The following is a 20,396-nucleotide window of genomic DNA, read 5'->3' on the forward strand; positions in this document are numbered from 1 at the left end:
AACCCATTAAGGCATACGGACCAAACGGGCCCTATGCCTTTTTATGTTTTTGAACATTGCGATTTCATTGCTATAATGGGATGGAACCAGAAAGGATGGAGACTGCATATGAAAATCGTACCTGTCGGTGTGTCGGCAAGACATATCCATTTATCCAGTGAACATGTCGAGCAGTTGTTCGGTAAAGGGGCTCAGCTTACGGAGATGAAGCCACTCTCTCAGCCCGGTCAATTCGCAGCGAATGAGACAGTAGAAGTGGTCGGTCCCAAAGGCAGCTTTTCCAAAGTGCGAATATTAGGTCCCGCAAGGAAAGAGACGCAGCTGGAAGTTTCCAGAACGGATGCGTTCTCCCTTGGAATCAATCCTCCGGTCAGAGAATCCGGTCATATAGCCGGTTCTGCAGGGATTACCATTAAAGGTCCGGCGGGTGAAGTGAAGATCGAGGAAGGCGTCATCGTAGCAGCGCGTCATATTCATTTTCATACGAGCGATGCGGAGCGCTGGGGGATTGAGGATAAGCAGCGTCTGACGGTCAGGCTCCAGGGTGAACGCGGACTGATCTTGGAGAATGTCGTCGCACGCGTGTCCCCGAACTTCGCCCTCGACATGCATATCGATACGGATGAAGCTAACGCTGCAGGCGCCAAAACAGGCGATTCTGCCGAAATTATCGAAGCTTTATAGATTGAACGACAAAATTAACAAAGCGCGGTGCGGGTACAACAGCGTTTCGTGAGAGAACATTCTGTCTGCGCATCGGTTCATGTTCACAACATGCGTTCAACCTGCGCAGCAAGAGAAGTGAAGAAGCCTCATCGGTAAAGGAGCTGCTGCAAGCATGCCTCCTCATCGGTGAGGCTCTTTTGAATGGATTTGAGGTGAAGGGCAGCTTCCCCATCATAGACTTCCGGATAAGTTGAATGAGAGCAAGGCATTACGAGAAGGATGAGGTAGCAGATTCAGCCATGCCAGCAGATTGCGTTCAAATATGGGTTTAAGCCGATAGCGATCTTTCGAATGGATATGCCGTTGGTAAAATGTTATAATGCGATCATGGATGACATGTAAAAGGAAGTGAATCAGTACGAATGACTAAGGGGAATAACAACACTTCGGACATGCAGCCCGGCGAGGAAACGAAGGACTACTCCAAATATTTTGACTTCTCGGGCGCGAAGATTGTTAAGGAAGAAGACGGCAGCACCACATACCGGATTAAAGGCCGCGATATTACCATTAATTCCACGCCCAGCTATAAAGACGAGAAGCGCCGGGGCAAGGAAGATATTCATGTTCACTATGAATTTGCGATACCGGATGATATGAAGACGTTCGGCAAAGGCAAATCCTATTTGATCTATACGTACGGCTGTCAGATGAATGAGCATGACACGGAAGTCATGAAAGGCTTATTCGAGCAGATGGGCTACGTATCGACCGAAGACCGGAACCAAGCCGATGTCATCTTGCTCAATACTTGCGCGATCCGGGAGAATGCCGAAGATAAAGTATTCGGAGAGCTCGGACATCTCAAGCATCTAAAGACCGAGAAACCGGATCTCATCCTCGGCGTGTGCGGTTGTATGTCGCAGGAGGAATCGGTTGTCGGCCGTATTCTGCAGAAGCATTCCTTCGTCGACCTGATCTTCGGCACGCATAATATTCACCGTCTGCCGCATCTGCTTCAGAACGCGATGTTCAGCAAAGAGATGGTCGTTGAAGTATGGTCCAAGGAAGGCGACATTATCGAGAATTTGCCCAAGAAGCGCGAAGGGATGCGGGCTTGGGTCAATATTATGTACGGATGCGATAAGTTCTGTACGTACTGTATCGTGCCTTACACGCGCGGGAAGGAGCGCAGCCGGCGTCCGGAGGACGTGATCGCTGAAGTCCGCGAGCTGGCCCGCCAGGGCTTTAAAGAGGTTACGCTGCTCGGACAGAACGTGAACGCGTACGGCAAGGATTTTACGGATATCGAATACCTCTTCGGCGATTTGATGGCCGATCTTAACAAGATCGATATTCCGCGCATCCGGTTCACGACGAGCCATCCGCGGGATTTCGACGATCATTTGATCGAGGTGCTGGCAAGGCGCGGCAACCTGGTGGAGCATATTCATCTCCCGGTACAATCGGGCAACTCCGCCGTCCTCAAGCGGATGAGACGCAATTATACGAGAGAGATGTTTCTGGAGCTGGTACGGAAAATCAAGCAAGCGATTCCGGATGCAATGCTGACGACGGATATTATCGTGGGCTTCCCGGGCGAGACGGAAGAGCAGTTCCAGGAAACATTATCGCTCGTCAGAGAAGTCGGGTTCGCCTCGGCTTATACGTTCATCTATTCCTTGCGCGAAGGGACTCCGGCTGCGAAATTGGAAGATAACGTCCCGATTGAAGTGAAGAAAGACCGTCTCTATCGGCTGAATGAACTGATTGGGGAGCTGAGCCGCGCCGACAACGAGGCGCAGCGCGGTGAGATTGTCGAGGTCCTCGTCGAAGGAGAAAGCAAGAACAATGCGAACGTTCTGTCGGGACGTACACGGACGAACAAATTGGTTCTCTTCGAAGGGCCGAAGGAATGGATCGGCGAATTCGTTCACGTCAAGCTGACCGAACCGCAAACCTGGTATATCAAAGCAGAACCGGTCCGCGCACCCGAAAGGCAAGAGGCCGTTTCTTAAACGAAGCAAGGAGAGGGAAGCAGATGGCTAACGAACAAACAACGACAGCGAAGCATTCGCATGAGCATGACCACGAGCATGGCGAAGGATGCGGGGTAGTAGTACACCATACGGAGAATATCATCGTTCGCGAAGATATCATGGCAAAAACGAAAGAGCTGGCAGCAATGCTGTTCACCTCCGAAGAGGTGCAGCAGTATCGCCGTGCCGAGCAGCAGATCCAAGGCAATGAGAGGATTCAAGATATAATTGCCAAGCTGAAGAAGAAGCAGAAGGAAATCGTCGCATTCGAAACGACCTTCAAGAATGCCGATATGGTCACGAAGATCGAAACCGAGATCGAAACGCTCCAGGACGAGCTCGATGAAATTCCGATCATTACGGAGTTTCAACAAAGCCAAGCCGATATCAACTACCTGCTTCAGACCGTCGTATCCATCATACGCGACACGGTTGCGGAGAAAATCAATATGGAGGATGCTGCTCCGGCGGCTCCGGAGAACTGCGACGTCTAATGATCCGAAATAAAAAGCCGTGATGTCTGCTTATTGCAGGGCGCCACGGCTTTTTGCAATTTAACGCGGGATACCACCGTGCTCCCGTAAGGCAGCTCGCTTCCACCATAGTGTGAGCAATAGCGCCGCCAAGCCGATGGCGCCGCCCAGCCAGAAGCCTCCCTTCAAGCCGAAGCGATCGCTGATGAACCCGGCAATGAACGGTCCCGCAAACATGCCCGCGGAATAAACGGCTTGGTAGAAACCCATGGCCGTCGCGCGTTTGGCCGGTTCGAACGGCTGTATCGCCAGTCCAAGCAGCAGCGGGAAGTATAGGCCCTGTGCGAAGCCGTTGAAGGCCTGTGTCAGGCCGAGTAGACCAAGCGTAGGCGAATACGGAATCGCAATCGTGAACAAGGCGCTGAATGCAAAGCCGACTGCAATGACATTCCATATGCCAAAGCGGGGGGCCAGATAGCGTCCGGTTATGAGCGAGACGAGCGCATGCGGCACCATAAAAGCAATGACGATCAGAGTCAACTCGCCTTTATCGGCGCCTAGCTCGGTTGCCTGAAGCGGCGTGAAGCCGAACATCGTAATGAACAGAATGCCGTGTGCCAGTATGGATAAGGTGGAGACTTGGACGAGCGTCCGCTCGCGGACGATTTCTCCCAGAAAGGCTAAGGAAATTGGAGCACGGGCAACGCCTTCCTTAGGTTCTTTGACGGCGAATGCGAGCGCGAGCCCGATTACGCCGAAAACGATACCGGCTATGAAGGCGGCGTTCCAGCTGTAAGCCCCCGCCAGCCAGCCGCTGAGCGTCATGCCAAACAATTGGCCCGCTACCGTCATGAAGCTGATGTTGCTCATGGCTCTAGTCGCTTCCCCATTCGCAAAATAAGCGGCATACAAGACGGTGAATGCCACCCAAGCGGAGGCGCTGACTCCGGACATGATTCGTCCCGCGAGCGGCCAGAGCCATGAACCGGGAACGGTGAACAACAAGCAGCTGAGCGCACCCGTCAGCAAGCCTAATATTAAGAATGGCTTGCGCTTATTAAGCTTGTCAGACAGGAGTCCAAGCGGAAAGCGAACCAGCATCTGGGTAAGGCCGTAGCTGCCCAATACGATTCCGATGAGCGCCGCGGAATGGCCGCTTTCACTCATAAACGGAGGCAGAATAGGAACATAGACATATAAGGTCGACCAATACAGCAGCGTAACCGCAATAAAGATTACGTGATCCGCCCGGCCCGTCGCAATGGAAGCGCGGTTAGGGGCGGCAGCAGGCTGAGTCTGCACGAGTGCCACTCCTTCACATTGATAATCGTAAGTCTCCTAACTTTATCGCAAGCGAACTGGAGCGGCAATCTTTTTCTCAAAAAGTAGGACGCATTAGAAACTTTATGACAATGACAAGCGTATGTATGTGTGAAATGTAACGAGGGCCGCATCGTCTCTCTAATTGCGGAAGGAGTAGAAGGTTATGAATAAAGAAGCCGAAGAACCGCGCATTCCAAGAAAGAATAGCTGGCTGAAGGAAGTCCGCGAGTGGGTATTGTCATTATCTGTAGCCGTAATCGTGGCGCTGCTCGTTCAGAATTATGCGTTCGCACAGACGGAAGTCAGGAACGTATCGATGCAATCGACGCTGTTCGCCGGACAGCGGCTGATCGAGGATAAGATTACGTATCGGTTCGAGCAGCCCGATCGGGGCGATATCGTCATCATTAACGGACCGGAGAGCGAGCAGCGATTGATCAAAAGAGTCATAGGCTTGCCGGGTGACGTGATCGATATGAAGGACGGACAAATATATGTGAACGGAACATTGACGGAAGAGTCTTATGTCAAAGGCAGTACATACCCAAACGGACTGGAGGTTCCATATGAGGTACCGGAGGGCAAGCTCTTCGTGATGGGAGATAATCGGGAGCACAGCACCGATAGCCGCGAATTAGGCCCGATATCCGTGTCGAGCATCGAAGGGCGCGCCATATTCCGCTTATGGCCGCTCAGTAAGTTCGGGACGCTGGATTAAATATGAAGGGCAAGCCTGCGGCGAATAGGGAATTGCTTCCATAGGAACAATACTACCGTTACTTAAAATTAACGGAGGTGTTGTTCGTGAAAATCGGAATTAGAGCGCTCGTTCTCTTCGTTCTATTCAGTTATGGCCTTGGAGTATCAGGCGCGAATGTGGTTATAGCAGAGCCTGATTACGCCAAGTGGGGAAGAATTGCCATGCAGGAGACGGCCAAGCGATACCGGGCCGACATCGTCGACTACAAGCATCTGGGCAGAAAAACGGATCGTCCCGGGATCGTCTCCGAATCTTTCAAGCTGATTCTTAATAGCGGCACGCGCCAGTTCGGAATTAAAGTTCAGATTTGGTTCGAGCAGGAATCCGAGCGCATCACGCAAATTCAATTTACCGAGGAAGGCAAGCCGTCCGGCTCTGCAGGATCGCGGTACAGAATCATTTGAAACTAGCATCGATCCATAACCGTATATGGATTATAATGAAGGGGAGGAATAAAAATGATATTTACAACAACACCTACGATTGAAGGAAGACCGGTTCTGGACTATCTTGGCGTCGTTACCGGGGAAGCGATTATGGGGGCGAACATCGTCCGGGATATTTTCGCATCGATTACCGATATCGTGGGCGGACGATCTGGCGCCTATGAGATGAAACTGAAGGAAGCCAGAGACGTTGCTTTTAATGAAATGGGCGGTCAGGCGGCGCGAATGGGCGCCAACGCTATTGTAGGCATCGATGTGGATTATGAGGTTGTCCGCGAGGGGATGCTCATGGTAGCGGTTAGCGGAACGGCCGTCCGCATCTAGAGGAATACCCCGCAAACAGCATCTGTTTTCGACGGATGCTGTTTTTTTGTTTATACATTTCTTGCGAAACTTTTCAATTGTCATTGTCGTTAAAGAGAGGAAATCAATTGCAGAGAGGAGAACCGCACGTGCTGTCTTTCAGACGAACCACCACTTATGTTGCTTTGCTTGTCTGCTTGCTGACGATCTGGGCGCTTCCGATTGCGGGCATGCCGACAGGGAGAGTATATGCGGAATCGAACGGCGCCAAGAAAGGCATCGACATGCAGGCTTCCGTCGGGTATCAAGGAGTAGTCAAGGAGGGGCGATGGTTCCCCGTATTCTTCACATTAACGAATCAGACCGCTAACGATATTAGCGGTGAGCTGGTTATGTCGGTCAGGTCGCAGTGGAGCGGTCAGATGATCAACTACGCGGTCAAAGCCCAGCTGCCCAAGGATACGCCAATCCAGCTGTCCATAGCGCTGCCGGGGATGCCGCTGGCGAAGAATAACCATCATATCCGCTTTTATGAAGGTTCCTCAGAAACGGGCAAGCAGATCGCACTGACAGGTACGCAGAGCTATCTGACGAACACGATGACCTCGAACAACACAATCGGCGTCCTGGCCAGAGACCCGGATACGCTTAATTTTATGCCGACGCTGAACCAGCGGGGCTACAATATTCAAGTTTTGCCGATCGAACCGAATGAGCTGCCTGAAGATGCGCAGATGCTAGACGCGCTTGATATGCTCGTGCTGAATGACGTTTCATCCGACAGCTGGAGCCAAGCTCAGGTTGAGGCCATTACGAAGTGGGTCAAGCGCGGCGGAACGCTTATTGCAGCCGGTGGAGCAGGTTTCAGCAAGACAGCCGGTCCCTTAGCCGAGCTTATTCCTGTAACCGCTAACGGAACGCGCACGATTACATCAACGGCGGGATTAGCCGCCGCATCCGGAAAACCGCTCAAGCTGTCTTCGCCGCTAACGGTATCCGACGGAACAGCGAAGGAAGGCAGCCAGATTCTGCTGGAGGAAGAGGGCGTCCCGCTGGCCGTCAAATGGCCTGTAGGCACCGGCGAGGTCATGTACGTAGCCTTCGATCCTTCTCTGGAGCCGATGGCATCGTGGAGCGGAAGCCCGGGTTTGTGGGCAAAGCTGCTGCAGCATCATTTGCAGGTGCTGCAGCCTGGCGTCGGGTTTGTCCAGATGGGAGGAAACTCGTTCTGGGAGCTGCAGACCGTCGCGGACATGTTCCCTTCCATCAAGATGCCGCGTTTCTCGATCCTGTTCTATTTATTTCTGGCTTATCTGTTGATTGTGGCACCGCTGCTGTTCATCATGCTCAAACGTATGGACCGCCGGGAATGGGCCTGGTGGATCATTCCGTCCATTGCCATAATCAGCTCGGTTGCGATCTTCTTTATTGGCGCGTCGGACAAGAACAGCACACTGACGCATACGGTACGGACGGTCGAACTGACGGGAGCCGGGGATGGACTTCAGTCGGGCGTTACGGCCGTATTCTCCCCGGCAGGCGGAACGGTGAATGTGAAGTTCAATGAGGCGCAATCTCTTGTTCCCTACCCCAACGACAACGGATTCGGAGGATCGGGAGGCGGCGTTGACGACAATGCGCTGCAGACGGTATATTCCGGTTCGCAAAATGCCGAGGTCAAGTGGCTTGAGGTGCCATTCTGGTCGACGCGCAAAACGTATACGGACCGTGCGCTGGTGACGGATACGGGGCAAATTCAAACCGTCTTCGATTCCGAAGGGCAGAATAGCAAAATCAGTTTAACGAATAAGACGGCTGCCGACATGACCGACGTTCACGTGCTCTGGAACGGGCTTTCGTATAAAGTCGGCGATTTGAAGGTAGGCTCCTCCGGGTCGGCCGCCGTAAGACCTAAGACCACGCCATACTCAGGCGGGTATGTCGATTATGCTTCGATGATGTTCCCATATCCGACGAACGGCCGGAACGATCAATATGCGCGCGAGCGGAGACTTGTCAATGCTTACCTCAATGACAGCACGAACAAGGGAGGAGCCATGCTCGGGTCGAATCAGCCTGTCATAATCGGATTTACGGAGAGCACGCAGCCTTGGTTCGAGGTTAACGGCAAGCAAGTGAAGAGCGACACCTTAACGATGTGGGTGCAGCGGATTACGATCGACCCTGTGAAAGGCGACCGGATTACGCTTCCATACGGAATGCTTCCGCCGAACATCAAATCGACGACGATGGCCCAAACGGAAAGCCGCTCCGACGGCTGGATGGCGCTGACCAAAGGCGATCTCCTGTTTGAATATTCGTTGCCGGCCATTCAAGGCGCGGCATATGAGAAGCTGAGCATCGCGATATCCACGGTGAGCGGGCAGAATCAGCCTGCCTTGAGCATATGGAACGAGCGGGAAGGCAAGTGGGCTGCCGTGACGGGCGGCGGCATGAATTGGGAGATGAAGGCTTCGGACTACGTAACCGCCGCAGGTACGATAAACATGAAATATACCGTTAGCGGCGATATGAGAGTCGAGACGGTCATGCCGCAAATTGCGCTGGAAGGGAAGGTGAAGAAGCCATGAATACGACTTTGGGAGCGAATGCAGAAACCGCCCTTGACCAAGAGCCGGTTAAGCCGATGATTGAGATCCGCGGACTGACGAAAACATTCGGTTCATTCCAGGCTTTGAAAGGTATCGATCTCATGATTCCAAAAGGATGCGTATTCGGCTTCGTCGGGCCGAACGGGGCGGGCAAATCGACGACCATGTCGATTCTGGCAACGCTGACCGTGCCTACTGCCGGAACGGCGAAGGTGGACGGCTTCGATGTAACCGTTCATCCGAAGGAAGTTCGCAAGCGGATCGGTTATATGCCGGACTTCTTCGGCGTCTACGATCAGTTCAAGACGACGGAATATTTGCACTTCTATGGAGCAAGCTACGGCATTCCGAAGGCGGAGCGGGATGAATTGATCCCTCAGCTGCTGGAGCTCGTGAACTTGAGCGACAAGAAGGATGCTTATGTCGATACACTATCAAGAGGGATGAAGCAGCGGCTATGTCTGGCCCGTTGTCTCGTACATGATCCGGACTTGTTGATTCTGGACGAACCGGCTTCCGGTCTCGATCCGCGGGCGCGCATCGAAATGCGCGAAATTTTGAAAGAGCTTAAGTCGATGGGGAAAACGATCATTATCTCGTCGCATATTTTGCCGGAGCTGGCGGAGATGGTCGATGAAATCGGCGTTATCGAGCATGGGCAGCTCGTGGCGAAGGGCAACATTGCCGATATTCAAAGCCGTCTGCGCGTGAACCGGGTGCTGTATATCCGATTGCTTGGCGATCTGGAGGAAGCGGAGCGCTTCCTAAGGGAGCAGCCGCATATCGGCCGGCTGATGCGTGACGAGCATGGCATCCATGTCCACTATGAAGGACAGGACGAGGAGCAGGCCGGTCTCATTCGAAGCCTGGTGGAAAACGGCTTCCGGGTCGTTTCGTTCAGCGAAGCGCAGACGAACCTGGAGGATGTATTCCTTGAAATTACGAAAGGGGGCGACAGTACGCAATGAGCCGGAACTCAATAGGCGGAGGACTGCGTAGTTGGCGCAGCAAACTGATTAACCCGGTGCTCGATAAGGAGTTCCGGCTGCGCATGCGGACCCCCCGTTCGATGTGGTCGTTATTCTTCTATTTGTTCGTGATCGGCGGCCTCGCGTTCGCGTTCATCTACGTTACCACCGTGCTTTCGAACCGGGGAAGCTCGGTCTTCGATCCCGGCCAGAGCCGGATGATGTTCTATTTTATCAGTGCCGTACAGCTTGGTTTGATTGCTTTCATGGCTCCAGGCCTAACGGCCGGCGTCATCAGCGGGGAGAGGGAGAAGCAGACGCTGAGCCTGCTCCTTACGACGCAGCAGAGCTCGGCGACGATCGTTCTGAGCAAGCTGGCTTCTTCGCTAAGCTTCATGCTGCTGCTCGTTACGGCTACGATGCCGGTATACAGCGTCGTCTTCTTGTATGGCGGCATTTCGCCTCGGCAGATGGCGATCGTGTTCTTGTTCTACGTGTTTCTGATGGTGACGCTGGGCTCGTTGGGCATGCTGTTTTCCACGCTGTTCAAGCGTACGATGGTATCGGTCATCGTTACGTACGGCACGACGCTGTTCATATTTGGCGGAACGGGCTTCATCTATTTGCTGGTGGAGCAGATCATGCAGGAGCTGAACCGCGGCAGTGCCACCTACAATCCATCCTCTTACGGCTGGGTCGGCCATATAGCGGCATGGAATCCGATTGCCGCGCTGCTTAGCATCTTTGATACAGGCATAACGAAACAGGTGTTTCACCTGAATACCGGTCAGAAGCGCCTGGATCTATGGAAAGAGTTCATTATGATATACAGCGTTATTTCGGTCGCCGCCATAGCGCTCAGCATTCGGTATATCCGTCCCGTCTATAAACGGAGCAAGCGAAACAAGTAACATAAGTTGAATCGATGACAGATACTTGGAGCGGAGCAGGCGGAGTTAACATAAAGACACGGATTTGAAGTTTGAAGGAGGGATTGCGGTGGAAACAGTCCAGCGGTTATTGGAGAGCATGAAGCGGGTAAGGCGCCGGCTGACGCTGCTTCGCGTTGTTCGTTATGCCCTGCTGGGCTTGGCTTCCGGCAGCGCGGCAGCGCTTCTCGTTCTCGTTCTGAGCCGGTTCATACCTATGCTGCACGCTCGTTGGATCGCGCTGGCACTGCTTGCCGCCGCACCGTTCCTCGGTACGGCGGCTGGTTTCTTTCGCCGGATAACGACTGCCGAGGCGGCGCGAACGATGGACCGGAGCACCGGAGATGCGGTTGGAACCGCACTAGGGATGTTGGACAGCGATTCGCGCATCGCTGCGATGCAGCGTGAAGATGCAGCCGCGGCTGCAGATGCATATACGGCGGCATTGAAGGAGCATCTGCCGCTTCCAAGGCTCGGAGCGAGGAATCCCTACGTGTATGGGACCGCTGCGGCCTGGGTGATCATGGCCGCGTTATGGCTGATTCCCGGCGCAATGGATGAGAAAGCGGAAGCGATAGCGAAAGCGAAGCAGGAGCTCGCCCAGCTGGAGGAGAAGATCGAGGAGATGACCGGCAAGCTGGAGTCGGAGAAGCTGCCTGAGCAGGTGAAGCAGGAGCTCGAGGAGCCGGTAAAGGAGCTGAAGGAGCGGCTGGCGAAGCTGGACGATCCGCAAGAGGCGCTTGAAGCGCTGGAGAAGGCGAAGCGCGAGCTGGAGAAGCTGGCCGCGGAAGCTGACGATGCGGCGAAGCGGCTCGGCGAGGCGGCGGCTGCGCTGCAGAAGGAGCCGCAGCTGCGCAAGCTGGGCGAAGCGTTAGAGAAGCGCGACGCTTCGGAAGCATCCGCGGCGATCGACAATCTGCGATCGGCGGTCAAGCGGCTGTCGCCGCAAGAACGCGAAGCGCTGGCGGCGGCGATGGAGCGTGCAGCTGCGCAGCTCCAAGACGAGAGCGGCGCGCTCAGCAAGGCGCTGCAGGACGCGGCGAAGCAAGCGCTTGGCGATAGCGAGGGCGCAGGCGACGGCGATGCGCTCGCTGCGCTGGAGCAGGCGCTTGCAGGCGAGCTGTCGCAGGGCGATGCCGCTGCGCTGGCCGCAGCAATGGCCGGCCAGCTCGGTGGCGGCGACCAGCCGTCAGGCGGAGCGATAGCCGGGGCCGGGGGCGCGAGCGGCGGCACTGATTCGGGATCGACAGGAGCGGGATCCGGAGGCACCGACGGGCAGAGCGGAAGCGACGGAGCCATGTCCGGACAAGGCACAGGCGGTGAGGGCGCCGGGGAAGGCAGCGGCTCAGGCGAGGGTTCGGGTTCAGGCAGCGGAAGCGGATCGGGTTCAGGCACGGGCGCAGGTATGGGCCAAGGAGGAGCCGGTCAAGGCCAGGGCCAGGGAGCAGGCTTCGGCAACGGCAATCGCGATCTTGTAACAACCCCTCGTTCACTCGCCGGATCGGGGAATGTGCAGCAGGATGGAGGCCCGGCGACAGGCGGCAAGATGGAAACCGGCGGTAAGTCGCCTATGGTCGACGGCGTATCCAGGCCTTACGCGGAAGTGTACGCTGAATATGCGACGGAAGCGAAGGAGGCTCTGTCGCGCAATCAGCTGCCGCAAAGCATGCAGCAGCGGGTTCGAGATTATTTTGAGGAAATTCAACCGAATCGATAGAGATGAATCGTAAATACGCGGTTAGGAGAGGTGAAGGCATGCTTGAAACGAAAGCGCAGCTCGGGGAAGCGATGGAGACGATAAACGCGATCAAGCGGGAAATCGGCCGTGTCATCGTCGGTCAGGAATCGAGCGTCGAGCAGCTGCTCTGGGCGATCCTTGCAGGCGGACACGCGCTGCTGGAAGGGATACCGGGCCTCGGCAAGACGATGCTCGTGCGGACGGTGGCCGATACGCTCGACCTGCATTTTACGCGTATTCAGTTCACGCCGGATTTGATGCCGTCCGATATTACAGGGACGAATCTGGTGGAGTTCGGCACCCAAGGACAGACGTCTTACCGGTTCCAGCAGGGACCGATCTTCGGCAATATCGTGCTTGCAGACGAAATCAACCGTGCGACCCCGAAGACGCAAAGTGCCCTGCTCGAGGCGATGCAGGAAAAGACGGTGACGGCAGGCGGGCAAACGTATCCGCTGCCCAAACCATTCTTCGTGCTGGCGACGCAGAATCCGATCGAGCAGGAGGGCACTTATCCGCTGCCCGAAGCGCAGCTGGACCGATTCCTGCTAAAAATCGACGTGACTTACCCGACCCGCGACGAGCTGAGGCTGATCGTGCAGCGGACGACGTCTCCGAGCCAGGATACGGCGCAGCGAATCGTATCTGCCGAGCAGCTGACGGAGCTGCAGGCCTTTGCCAAGGAGGTGCTCGTCTCGGAGGACGTGCTCGACCGTGCTGTGAAGCTGCTCATGATGACGCATCCGGAGGAAGCGGATGCGCCTGACATCGTGAAGCAGCATGTCCGCTTCGGATCCGGACCGCGCGGCATTCAATCCGTCATTGCGGCCAGCAAAGTGAGAGCGCTGGCTTCGGGCAGACTTCATGTCTCGTGGCAGGATATCCGGGTAACCGCCGTTCCCGCGCTGCGCCACAGAATTGTACTGGGGTACGAGGGACAGGCAATGGGGATCCGGACGGATGATATTGTAAACACCATTCTGGATGCGCTGGAGGCCGTGCGATGAACGGGCGCAGCTCCGGCGACAAAACGGATCAGTCGCGCGGCGTTCAATCGGGACTTTTATTGGAGTCATCCGTTATACGGCTTCTTGAGCGGCTGTCCGTCTCAGCTAAAGGGCGCATTCGCGGTACGATGCAAGGAAAACGGCGTTCACGTTCGCTCGGCAGTTCGCTGGAATTTGCCGATTTTCGTCCCTACGTACCGGGCGATGACATTCGCCGTATCGATTGGAACGTATACGGCCGGTCCGGAAGAGCCTTCGTCAGGCAGTATTGGGACGAGCAGGAGCTGCAGGTTCATCTGATGGTCGACGTTTCACGTTCGATGAGTTTCGATGCACAAGCCCGGAATACCGGAGGGGACGGGAGACACGCAGCGACAGCCGTCGCGTCTGCCGGATCGTCCGGATCGACGAGCAAGCTTTATTATGCGCTCCAGCTGGCAGCCTGTGTCGGTTACACGGCACTTGCAGGCGAGGATCGCGTCTCCGCCAGGCTGTTTGCCGATACGGCGAGGGAAGAGCTGCCGCCGCTGCGCGGCAGAGGCAGCTCACGGAGGCTGTTTCAGTTTTTAACCGATGCATGGACTGCCAGCCTTCAAGCACAGGAGGGAAAGACGGCGACCGGCAATGACGATATGTCGAGCGCCTTCAACTCGCCGTCCAGTCTTCCGCGCAGATCAGGTCAGACGTGGTTGTTTACAGACGGCTTATATGCAGAGGGGGTCGACCGCGTGCTCTCCGCGCTGACCGGTGCCGGACAAGAGGTGGTGTTCGTGCATCTGTTATCCCCCGATGAACTGCGCCCGGACTTGTATGGGGAGCTGCGTCTGATCGACAGCGAGCTTCAGACAGGCAAGGACGTGGCGTTAGGGACAGGTGTCATCGAATCCTATTTGCAGGCATTGGACGCGCACAGGAATGAAATCCGAACGCTATGCGGCAAGCGGGGAGCGGGCTATTTATTCGTCGATACCGGCATTCCGCTGGAGCGGACCATACACGGCGTGTTCAGAGCTTCGGGTTTATTGCGTGGTTAACATCAATATGTCTAGGATTGCAAGGCTGCACGGCATGCTGGAGGAAAGGAGGGGAATGACATGTTCTTTCAATCATTAGGCTCGCTCTGGTTTGCGCTTTCCCTGCCTGCAATTGCCTTGTTATATATGCTGAAACGGACATACATCGATACACCGGTATCCAGCCACCTGCTATGGAATCGGGCGCTCAAGGAGCAGGAGGCGAACCGCCCGTGGCAGAAGCTGCGCCGGTCGCTGCTGCTTCTGCTGCAGCTGGCTTGCGCGCTGCTGCTCGTCCTGGCTTTAATGGAGCCTGGCTGGTGGCGGAGCGCTGCAGCGGAAGGGCATGTCGTTCTTGTCGTCGACCGTTCCGCCAGCATGACGGGGCCTGCTGCCGGCAAGAATGGAGAGCCATCTGGCGGTACCAAGCTGGAAGCTGCGAAATCGGCTGTGCTGCAGTGGCTGGACGAGCAGAAGGGGGACGGCACCGCGGTCTCGATTATCGCTACTGGCGGCGAGCCCCGCATAGCGGCACTGCGCGAGCGCGACAGTTCCAAGCTGAAGGAAGCGGTACGTAGTCTGCAGCCGGCATTCGGCGAGAACGACGGTACGGCAGCCGTATCCTTGGCGGATGCGCTGCTGCGGGAAGACAAGGAAGGCTCCGTTATTGTGGTCACTGACCGCGACTGGACCGATGCGGCATCAGCGGAGCAGCTTAAGCTGCAGTCGCCTGTGACGTTGATGGATATAGCGGATGGCGGACCGGCCGAAGGGGCTGCAGTCGCCGCTTTCGGCGTGAAACGCGATCCGGCGAAGCCGAAGACGCACACGGCTGTCGTCACGCTTCGCAATGACGGGAAGAAGCCGGCGCTCCTTCAAACGGATATTTATACGGATGGGAATAAGAGTCCGGTCGGCACGGCGTCGGTCCGCGTTCAGCCGGGCGAATGGGAGAGCGTGACGATTACGGATCTTCCGGAGGCCAGCGTGTACAAAGCACAGCTGACCAAGCCGGATGAACGATACACGGCCGATGACGCGTTATACCGCTTCACTGCATCATCTGCCCAGAAGCATGCGCTGCTTGTCACGAAGGGCAATCTGTTTCTGGACAAAGCGCTTCAACTCGCGGGAATCAGCACCGTTATAGCGGATCCCGCATCATTTGAACCGGGAGAGAAGACAGCCCAGTCCGTCGATTGGATCGTTCTGGACGGCATTCAGAGCGAGGAGCTCCAATCGAAGGCCTGGCAGGATCTTCTAGCCGCCAAACCGGTCTGGAGATTCGAATCGGCAGCTGACGGGGATCGTTCAAGAAGCACGGCTCCTAAGAACGGGACGGTCCAAATTGCCGATCATCCCGTGACCAAGTATTTGTCTTTCGAGGATATCCATATATCAAGACTTGTCCAGCAGTCGAATATTACTTGGGGTAAGGCTGTCGTCACCTATGGAGGCGTTCCGGCCGTATACGCCGGTCAAGAAGGCGGCAAACCGATGCTGCTCTTTACGTTCGATCTGCATGATTCCGATTTGCCGCTTCGGCCTGAATTTCCCGTTCTTGTCATGCAGGCTGCCGACTGGATGGGCGGCAGCGCCAAAAGTCAGCTTGGCGAAGCGTTGTCCGGGTCGCCAAAGGACATCGACTTCTCCCCCAATACGGCAAGCGCCTCTTGGATGCTCGTCGAAAGCGCGCCCGGCATGGCTCGGTATGCGGATACAATGAAGCCGAATCAGCCGGAAGCAAGCGGCGGCGTACTTGCATCGAATCAGACCGTTCCCGATGTGCCGGGGTTGTACCGGCTCAAGGAACTGGATGCGCAAGGCGAAGTCGTTGCCGAGAGGCTGCTGGCCGTTACCGCGGATACGAGAGAATTCGCTTCAACAGGCGAGAGTCGTCTCCTCACCTTGAAGCAAGCAGCGGCTGCCGATGGATCTTCGACCAAGCAGCCGCCTGACGGAAGCCCTGCAGCATCCGGCATGGACGTGCAATCGGCAGATTCGCTGATCCGCTGGATCGCCCTTCTTCTGCTGGCTGTTATTGCATTGGAATGGGGGGTGTACCGACGTGGGCGCGCAATTTGAACACCCTTGGTTTTTGCTGCTGCTTCTACCATGGGCTGTTATGCTCTGGTGGATGTACAAGGCGACGCTTCGGTTAACCGGCTGGCGCAAGCCTGCGGCGGTCGGCATTCGAGCATTGATCATGCTGCTCGTTATCGTCGTCGCGGCGGGGATCAACCCCTACGTCAAGGTAGAGCAGCGGAATGTCGTATTCGTAGCGGACCGGTCCGCCAGCTTGGAAGCGGACGGTTCCATGGGAGACTGGATCGCGCAAGCGATCGCCGGCAAGGAAGACAAGGACCGCTCAGGCGTCGTATCGGTTGGGCTGAACGCGGCTGTCGAGCAGCCGCTCATCGCCGATCCGGTATTGGAGCAAGCTTCGGCATTCGCCTTCCGAACGGTTGTTGGCGAATCGTTCAGCCATCTTGCGCAAGGGCTTCAGCTGGCATCGGGTCTCCTTCCAGGCGAAGGAGGGCGTGTCGTGCTGCTGTCTGACGGGGAAGAGAACGTAGGCGATCTGCTGCGGCAGGGTCGTCTGCTGCGCGATCAAGGGATCGCGGTGGACGTTCTTCCGATTACGCCCCGCGAGCGGAAGGATGCGGCGGTCGAGCGGCTCGATCTGCCGAAGAGCTTGCATCAAGCCGAGAAATTTGCTTTCGAGATCACGCTGAGCAGCACGTTCGCGGGCGATGCCGTGCTTCGCCTATACGAAGATAATACGGAGATTGCTCAGCAGAAGGTGCGTCTGGAGCGTGGCGAGAACCGGTTCGCCCTGCAGAGCGTGGCGACCTCGCCGGGCTTTCACCGATACCGGGCGGAGCTCTATGCGGACGGTGACGAACGGGGGCAGAACAATGCCGGCTTTGCTTACAGCCGGGTAAGCGGCCCGCCGAGGGTGCTGATCGTGGAAGGCAAGGCTGGTAGCTCCAACAATATCGTGTCGGCACTGGAATCTTCGCTGATAACGACGGAGACGATTCTCCCGGAGCAGCTACCGCTGGAGCTGGCCGACTATTCCCGTTATGACAGCATCGTGTTGAATAATATACCGGCGACGCGTATCGCGGCGAAGCCGATGGAATGGCTTTCCAAAGCGGTATCCGATTTCGGCGTCGGATTGGTCATGGTCGGGGGCGAGGACAGCTACGGACTGGGCGGTTATTTTAAAACGCCGGTCGAGCGCGCGCTGCCTGTCTACATGGACTTGAAGGGCAAACGGCAAATTCCTTCTCTCGGTCTGGTTCTGGTCATCGATAAATCGGGGAGCATGTCGGACGGGAAGATCGAGCTCGCGAAGGAAGCCGCGATGCGGACGGTCGAGCTGATGCGCGACCAGGATACGGTCGGGGTTCTCGCCTTCGATTCCTCGCCGTGGTGGGTCGTCGAGCCGACCAAACTGAATGACCGCGATGCTGTCATGACGGGCATCCAAGGTATTCAGGCCGACGGCGGCACAGAGATTTATACCTCCCTGGAATCCGCTTATCAGGCATTAAGAGAAGTTCAGGCGGAACGCAAGCATATCATTCTGCTGACGGATGGGCAGTCGGCGACAAGTCCCGGCTATGAACCGTTGACCGCTTCCATGGTGAAGGAGAAGATGACCCTCTCTACTGTCGCAGTCGGTGACGGCTCGGATACCAGGCTGCTTCAATGGCTGGCTGAAGCGGCCAAAGGACGATATTATTTCACGAATGACCAAAGTACGCTTCCGGCCATATTCAGCCGGGAAGCCGTTATGATGTCCCGCACTTATATCGTGGACAAGCCTTTCATTCCGTCGATCGGCCAGGCAGGCAGCTGGTCGCCGTTATTTGCGCAAGGCGTCCCCGCCATACAAGCGTATATTGCCACCACAGCGAAAGAAACCGCGGAAACCGCTCTGCTTACACCCGACGGCGATCCGCTGCTTGCCCGTTGGCAGTACGGCTCCGGCCGGTCGGTTGCCTGGACGAGCGATCTTACAGGCAAATGGTCGCATGATTGGACGCTTTGGAGCGATTTTCCAAACATATTCGCATCGTGGGTGAAGTGGACCTTCCCCCAATTTGTCTCCGAGCCTTATGAAGTGACGGCTGCTCTGGAGGGCGGAGAGGCGCGGCTGCAAATTGCGCAAACCGGGGCGGATGATGGAATCACGGGCGGTATTCAAGTTGGCGTGACCGACGATAAAGGGAAGAAGAGCGACCTGTCGGCGCTGCCTGTGAAGCCTGGCGAATTCGAAGTCCGGATACCGGCGGCGGAGCCGGGCGCTTATATGACCCGCATTGCCGCCAAATCAAGCAGCGGAGCTTCCTCCGGGGACGACGCGGAAGAAGGCATTATGGCCGGCTTCGTCATTCCCTATTCCCAAGAATACCGGATCGCGGCCGGCGACGGGACGGAGAAGCTGAACAAGCTAGCAGCCTTGACCGGAGGCCGGGTGCTTCAGTCGGCCAAGCCTGAGGAAGCGTTCATGTTCGATCCAACGGTTAGCCGTGAATATACGGATATCACGCGGCAGCTTCTTATCGCAGCACTACTGCTGTGGCTGGTCGATATCGCACTGCGCCGGTTAGCGATTCCTTGGCACCGGATCGGAGCGGTTATTAGCGCCCTTGGCCGATCACGCGGCCGCACTCCGGCACGCAAGTCGCCCGCCGAAGCGGGAGGGACACGCATGGCTCAGCTTCAGCAGCGAAAGAAACGAACCGATTCGTTCTACGGCAGCGGCACGGAGGAGCGGAAGCATTCAAAACCAGCAGCTTCATCCGTAACGCCGAGCGAAACAGCCGAGATGCAGAGCAAGCCCGTCATTCCGACCCGTCCTGCGAAGCCAACCGGCGGATCTGTCGAGCGGTCTCGCGCGGTTCATGGAAGCACTGCCTCCTCGTCTGTCCGTCAGGCCGGAACGAATCCGGTACCCCCGGCACCGCCGGAACCGGATAATTCCAAGAACACCGCCGGGGAGAATGGAGCAAACAGCGGGATCAACCGTCTTCTCGCAGCTAAGAAGCGTACGCGCCGCTAAGCGGAATCCCGGCTCTGTCAGCCCCGCTGGACACAATCGATCCTCCATTGGTAAAATGCAAATTGAGGCACTTCTCCCGGCTGCCAATTGACGGATAACTGCATGCGATAAGGAGGGCGACAGCGGTATGGACATATTTACACGCATTGCGGAAGACCGGATCAAGGATGCGTTATCGCGCGGAGATTTCGAGCAGCTGCCAGGCAAGGGAAAACCGCTGGAGCTCGAGGATCTGTCGCATGTCCCTGAGGAACTTCGCATCGGTTACAAGCTGCTGAAGAACGCGGGCGTTATACCCGAGGAGATGCAGCTATCCAAAGAGATGGTGTCGCTGCAGGAGCTCATTGCGTTATGTAAAAGCGATGAAGAGCGCGTGCCGCTGCAGAAGCGGCTTAACGAGAAACGCATCCGGTTCAGGATGCTGCTCGAATCGCAAGGGTTGGCCGATTCGGCCGTATTTGCCCAATACGAACAGAAAGTGCGTACCAAACTCGAAGGGGATGGATAACCGTTGTACGATGAAATAATGGCCAGCGAGCTGGAAACCAAGCTTCGCAATGGAGAGAAGCTTCAAGTGATCGATGTCCGGGAGCTGGACGAATGGCAGGACGGTCATATTGCGCAAGCCAAGCACATCCCTTTATCCGGACTTGTAGCGCGTCTTGACGAGCTGGATAAGAACGATAAACCGATCTATATGGTCTGCAGAAGCGGTAACCGCAGCGGCAAAGCATGCGACTTTCTGTCAGCGCAAGGCTATCAGGTCATCAATATGCTCGGCGGTATGATGAGCTGGCCGGGCGAGGTTGTCGAGGGCGATTAATTCGGTCCGTTACATGCTTTAACAAGCGGCGATCCGGGAACCATCGAAGATGATACCGGATCCCGCAACGTATTGACACTGGATTCCGCAAGGTATTGATGCAGGATCACAAGAAACCGTTCATTCGTTAATGGAGGAGTAATCCGCCATTGACGACAGGAACGGTTTCTTTGCTTACTTCGATTATAGGACCCTCCTGCACAGCGAATGAAACCGGAACGA

Annotated in this window: 17 protein-coding genes; 16 read left to right on the forward strand and 1 reads right to left on the reverse strand. The window is 56.1% G+C overall.

Features of this window, described 5'->3' with window-relative positions; all coding sequences use genetic code 11:
- Positions 1 to 108: 108 nt before the first annotated feature.
- From pduL to L1F29_RS12475, 3 genes are all read left to right on the forward strand, one after another.
- Positions 109 to 684, forward strand: a complete 576-nt coding sequence (pduL, locus tag L1F29_RS12465) for a phosphate propanoyltransferase (protein WP_258388628.1) — start codon at positions 109 to 111, stop codon at positions 682 to 684.
- Positions 685 to 1,088: 404 nt separating this feature from the next.
- Positions 1,089 to 2,684 (forward strand): tRNA (N6-isopentenyl adenosine(37)-C2)-methylthiotransferase MiaB, encoded by a 1,596-nt coding sequence (gene miaB, locus L1F29_RS12470; RefSeq protein ID WP_258388629.1) that lies wholly within the window; start codon positions 1,089 to 1,091, stop codon positions 2,682 to 2,684.
- Positions 2,685 to 2,707: 23 nt separating this feature from the next.
- Positions 2,708 to 3,199, forward strand: a complete 492-nt coding sequence (locus L1F29_RS12475) for a YlbF/YmcA family competence regulator (RefSeq protein ID WP_258388630.1) — start codon at positions 2,708 to 2,710, stop codon at positions 3,197 to 3,199.
- A 60-nt stretch (positions 3,200 to 3,259) separates the two neighbouring features.
- Here the strand turns inward: L1F29_RS12475 and L1F29_RS12480 are convergent, their stop codons facing one another.
- Positions 3,260 to 4,480 carry an MFS transporter gene (locus tag L1F29_RS12480; RefSeq protein WP_258388631.1) on the reverse strand — a complete coding sequence of 407 codons (1,221 nt, stop codon included), beginning with the start codon at positions 4,478 to 4,480 and terminating at the stop codon, positions 3,260 to 3,262.
- 184 nt (positions 4,481 to 4,664) lie between these two features.
- On the opposite strand from L1F29_RS12480, the gene lepB reads away from it, so the two are divergent.
- The 13 genes from lepB (at position 4,665) to L1F29_RS12545 (ending at position 20,174) form a co-directional block, all read left to right on the forward strand.
- The gene (gene lepB, locus L1F29_RS12485) at positions 4,665 to 5,219 is read left to right on the forward strand and encodes a signal peptidase I (protein WP_258388632.1); all 555 of its coding nucleotides are present in this window, start codon (positions 4,665 to 4,667) and stop codon (positions 5,217 to 5,219) included.
- 86 nt (positions 5,220 to 5,305) lie between these two features.
- Positions 5,306 to 5,665, forward strand: coding sequence for a DUF3889 domain-containing protein (locus L1F29_RS12490; protein WP_258388633.1), 360 nt, complete (start codon positions 5,306 to 5,308; stop codon positions 5,663 to 5,665).
- A 54-nt stretch (positions 5,666 to 5,719) separates the two neighbouring features.
- Complete coding sequence (locus L1F29_RS12495) at positions 5,720 to 6,031, forward strand: heavy metal-binding domain-containing protein (protein ID WP_258388634.1); 312 nt, start codon at positions 5,720 to 5,722, stop codon at positions 6,029 to 6,031.
- A 128-nt stretch (positions 6,032 to 6,159) separates the two neighbouring features.
- Entirely contained in the window at positions 6,160 to 8,601 is a 2,442-nt protein-coding gene (locus L1F29_RS12500) for a DUF8725 domain-containing protein (protein ID WP_258388635.1), read from the forward strand.
- A 56-nt stretch (positions 8,602 to 8,657) separates the two neighbouring features.
- On the forward strand, positions 8,658 to 9,590 hold the full coding sequence (locus tag L1F29_RS12505; RefSeq protein WP_258389675.1) for an ABC transporter ATP-binding protein: 933 nt from the start codon (positions 8,658 to 8,660) through the stop codon (positions 9,588 to 9,590).
- Complete coding sequence (locus tag L1F29_RS12510) at positions 9,587 to 10,501, forward strand: ABC transporter permease (protein ID WP_258388636.1); 915 nt, start codon at positions 9,587 to 9,589, stop codon at positions 10,499 to 10,501. The genes L1F29_RS12505 and L1F29_RS12510 overlap by 4 nt, the downstream gene beginning before the upstream one ends.
- 88 nt (positions 10,502 to 10,589) lie before the next feature.
- Positions 10,590 to 12,236, forward strand: a complete 1,647-nt coding sequence (locus L1F29_RS12515; protein ID WP_258388637.1) for a DUF8809 domain-containing protein — start codon at positions 10,590 to 10,592, stop codon at positions 12,234 to 12,236.
- Positions 12,237 to 12,274: 38 nt separating this feature from the next.
- Positions 12,275 to 13,264: an AAA family ATPase gene (locus tag L1F29_RS12520; protein WP_258388638.1), complete on the forward strand. Its 990-nt coding sequence runs from the start codon at positions 12,275 to 12,277 to the stop codon at positions 13,262 to 13,264.
- Positions 13,261 to 14,298 (forward strand): DUF58 domain-containing protein, encoded by a 1,038-nt coding sequence (locus tag L1F29_RS12525; RefSeq protein WP_258388639.1) that lies wholly within the window; start codon positions 13,261 to 13,263, stop codon positions 14,296 to 14,298. Before L1F29_RS12520 ends, L1F29_RS12525 begins: the two co-directional genes overlap by 4 nt.
- Positions 14,299 to 14,358: 60 nt before the next feature.
- Positions 14,359 to 16,362 carry a vWA domain-containing protein gene (locus L1F29_RS12530; RefSeq protein WP_258388640.1) on the forward strand — a complete coding sequence of 668 codons (2,004 nt, stop codon included), beginning with the start codon at positions 14,359 to 14,361 and terminating at the stop codon, positions 16,360 to 16,362.
- Positions 16,346 to 19,351, forward strand: a complete 3,006-nt coding sequence (locus L1F29_RS12535; protein ID WP_258388641.1) for a VWA domain-containing protein — start codon at positions 16,346 to 16,348, stop codon at positions 19,349 to 19,351. The genes L1F29_RS12530 and L1F29_RS12535 overlap by 17 nt, the downstream gene beginning before the upstream one ends.
- Positions 19,352 to 19,478: 127 nt before the next feature.
- Entirely contained in the window at positions 19,479 to 19,859 is a 381-nt protein-coding gene (locus L1F29_RS12540; RefSeq protein WP_258388642.1) for a DnaJ family domain-containing protein, read from the forward strand.
- Positions 19,860 to 19,862: 3 nt separating this feature from the next.
- The gene (locus L1F29_RS12545; protein WP_373876502.1) at positions 19,863 to 20,174 is read left to right on the forward strand and encodes a rhodanese-like domain-containing protein; all 312 of its coding nucleotides are present in this window, start codon (positions 19,863 to 19,865) and stop codon (positions 20,172 to 20,174) included.
- Positions 20,175 to 20,396: the final 222 nt, after the last annotated feature.

Origin of the sequence: Paenibacillus spongiae (assembly GCF_024734895.1) — a bacterium.
GTDB classification, from domain to species: domain Bacteria; phylum Bacillota; class Bacilli; order Paenibacillales; family Paenibacillaceae; genus Paenibacillus_Z; species Paenibacillus_Z spongiae.

Excerpts from the sequence above, each read along its gene's own strand:
- pduL (WP_258388628.1), top strand. The coding sequence starts at position 109 with ATGAAAATCGTACCTGTCGGTGTGTCGGCAAGACATATCCATTTATCC.
- miaB (WP_258388629.1), top strand. The coding sequence starts at position 1,089 with ATGACTAAGGGGAATAACAACACTTCGGACATGCAGCCCGGCGAGGAA.
- L1F29_RS12475 (WP_258388630.1), top strand. The coding sequence starts at position 2,708 with ATGGCTAACGAACAAACAACGACAGCGAAGCATTCGCATGAGCATGAC.
- lepB (WP_258388632.1), top strand. The coding sequence starts at position 4,665 with ATGAATAAAGAAGCCGAAGAACCGCGCATTCCAAGAAAGAATAGCTGG.
- L1F29_RS12495 (WP_258388634.1), top strand. The coding sequence starts at position 5,720 with ATGATATTTACAACAACACCTACGATTGAAGGAAGACCGGTTCTGGAC.
- L1F29_RS12505 (WP_258389675.1), top strand. The coding sequence starts at position 8,658 with ATGATTGAGATCCGCGGACTGACGAAAACATTCGGTTCATTCCAGGCT.
- L1F29_RS12510 (WP_258388636.1), top strand. The coding sequence starts at position 9,587 with ATGAGCCGGAACTCAATAGGCGGAGGACTGCGTAGTTGGCGCAGCAAA.
- L1F29_RS12520 (WP_258388638.1), top strand. The coding sequence starts at position 12,275 with ATGCTTGAAACGAAAGCGCAGCTCGGGGAAGCGATGGAGACGATAAAC.
- L1F29_RS12525 (WP_258388639.1), top strand. The coding sequence starts at position 13,261 with ATGAACGGGCGCAGCTCCGGCGACAAAACGGATCAGTCGCGCGGCGTT.
- L1F29_RS12530 (WP_258388640.1), top strand. The coding sequence starts at position 14,359 with ATGTTCTTTCAATCATTAGGCTCGCTCTGGTTTGCGCTTTCCCTGCCT.
- L1F29_RS12540 (WP_258388642.1), top strand. The coding sequence starts at position 19,479 with ATGGACATATTTACACGCATTGCGGAAGACCGGATCAAGGATGCGTTA.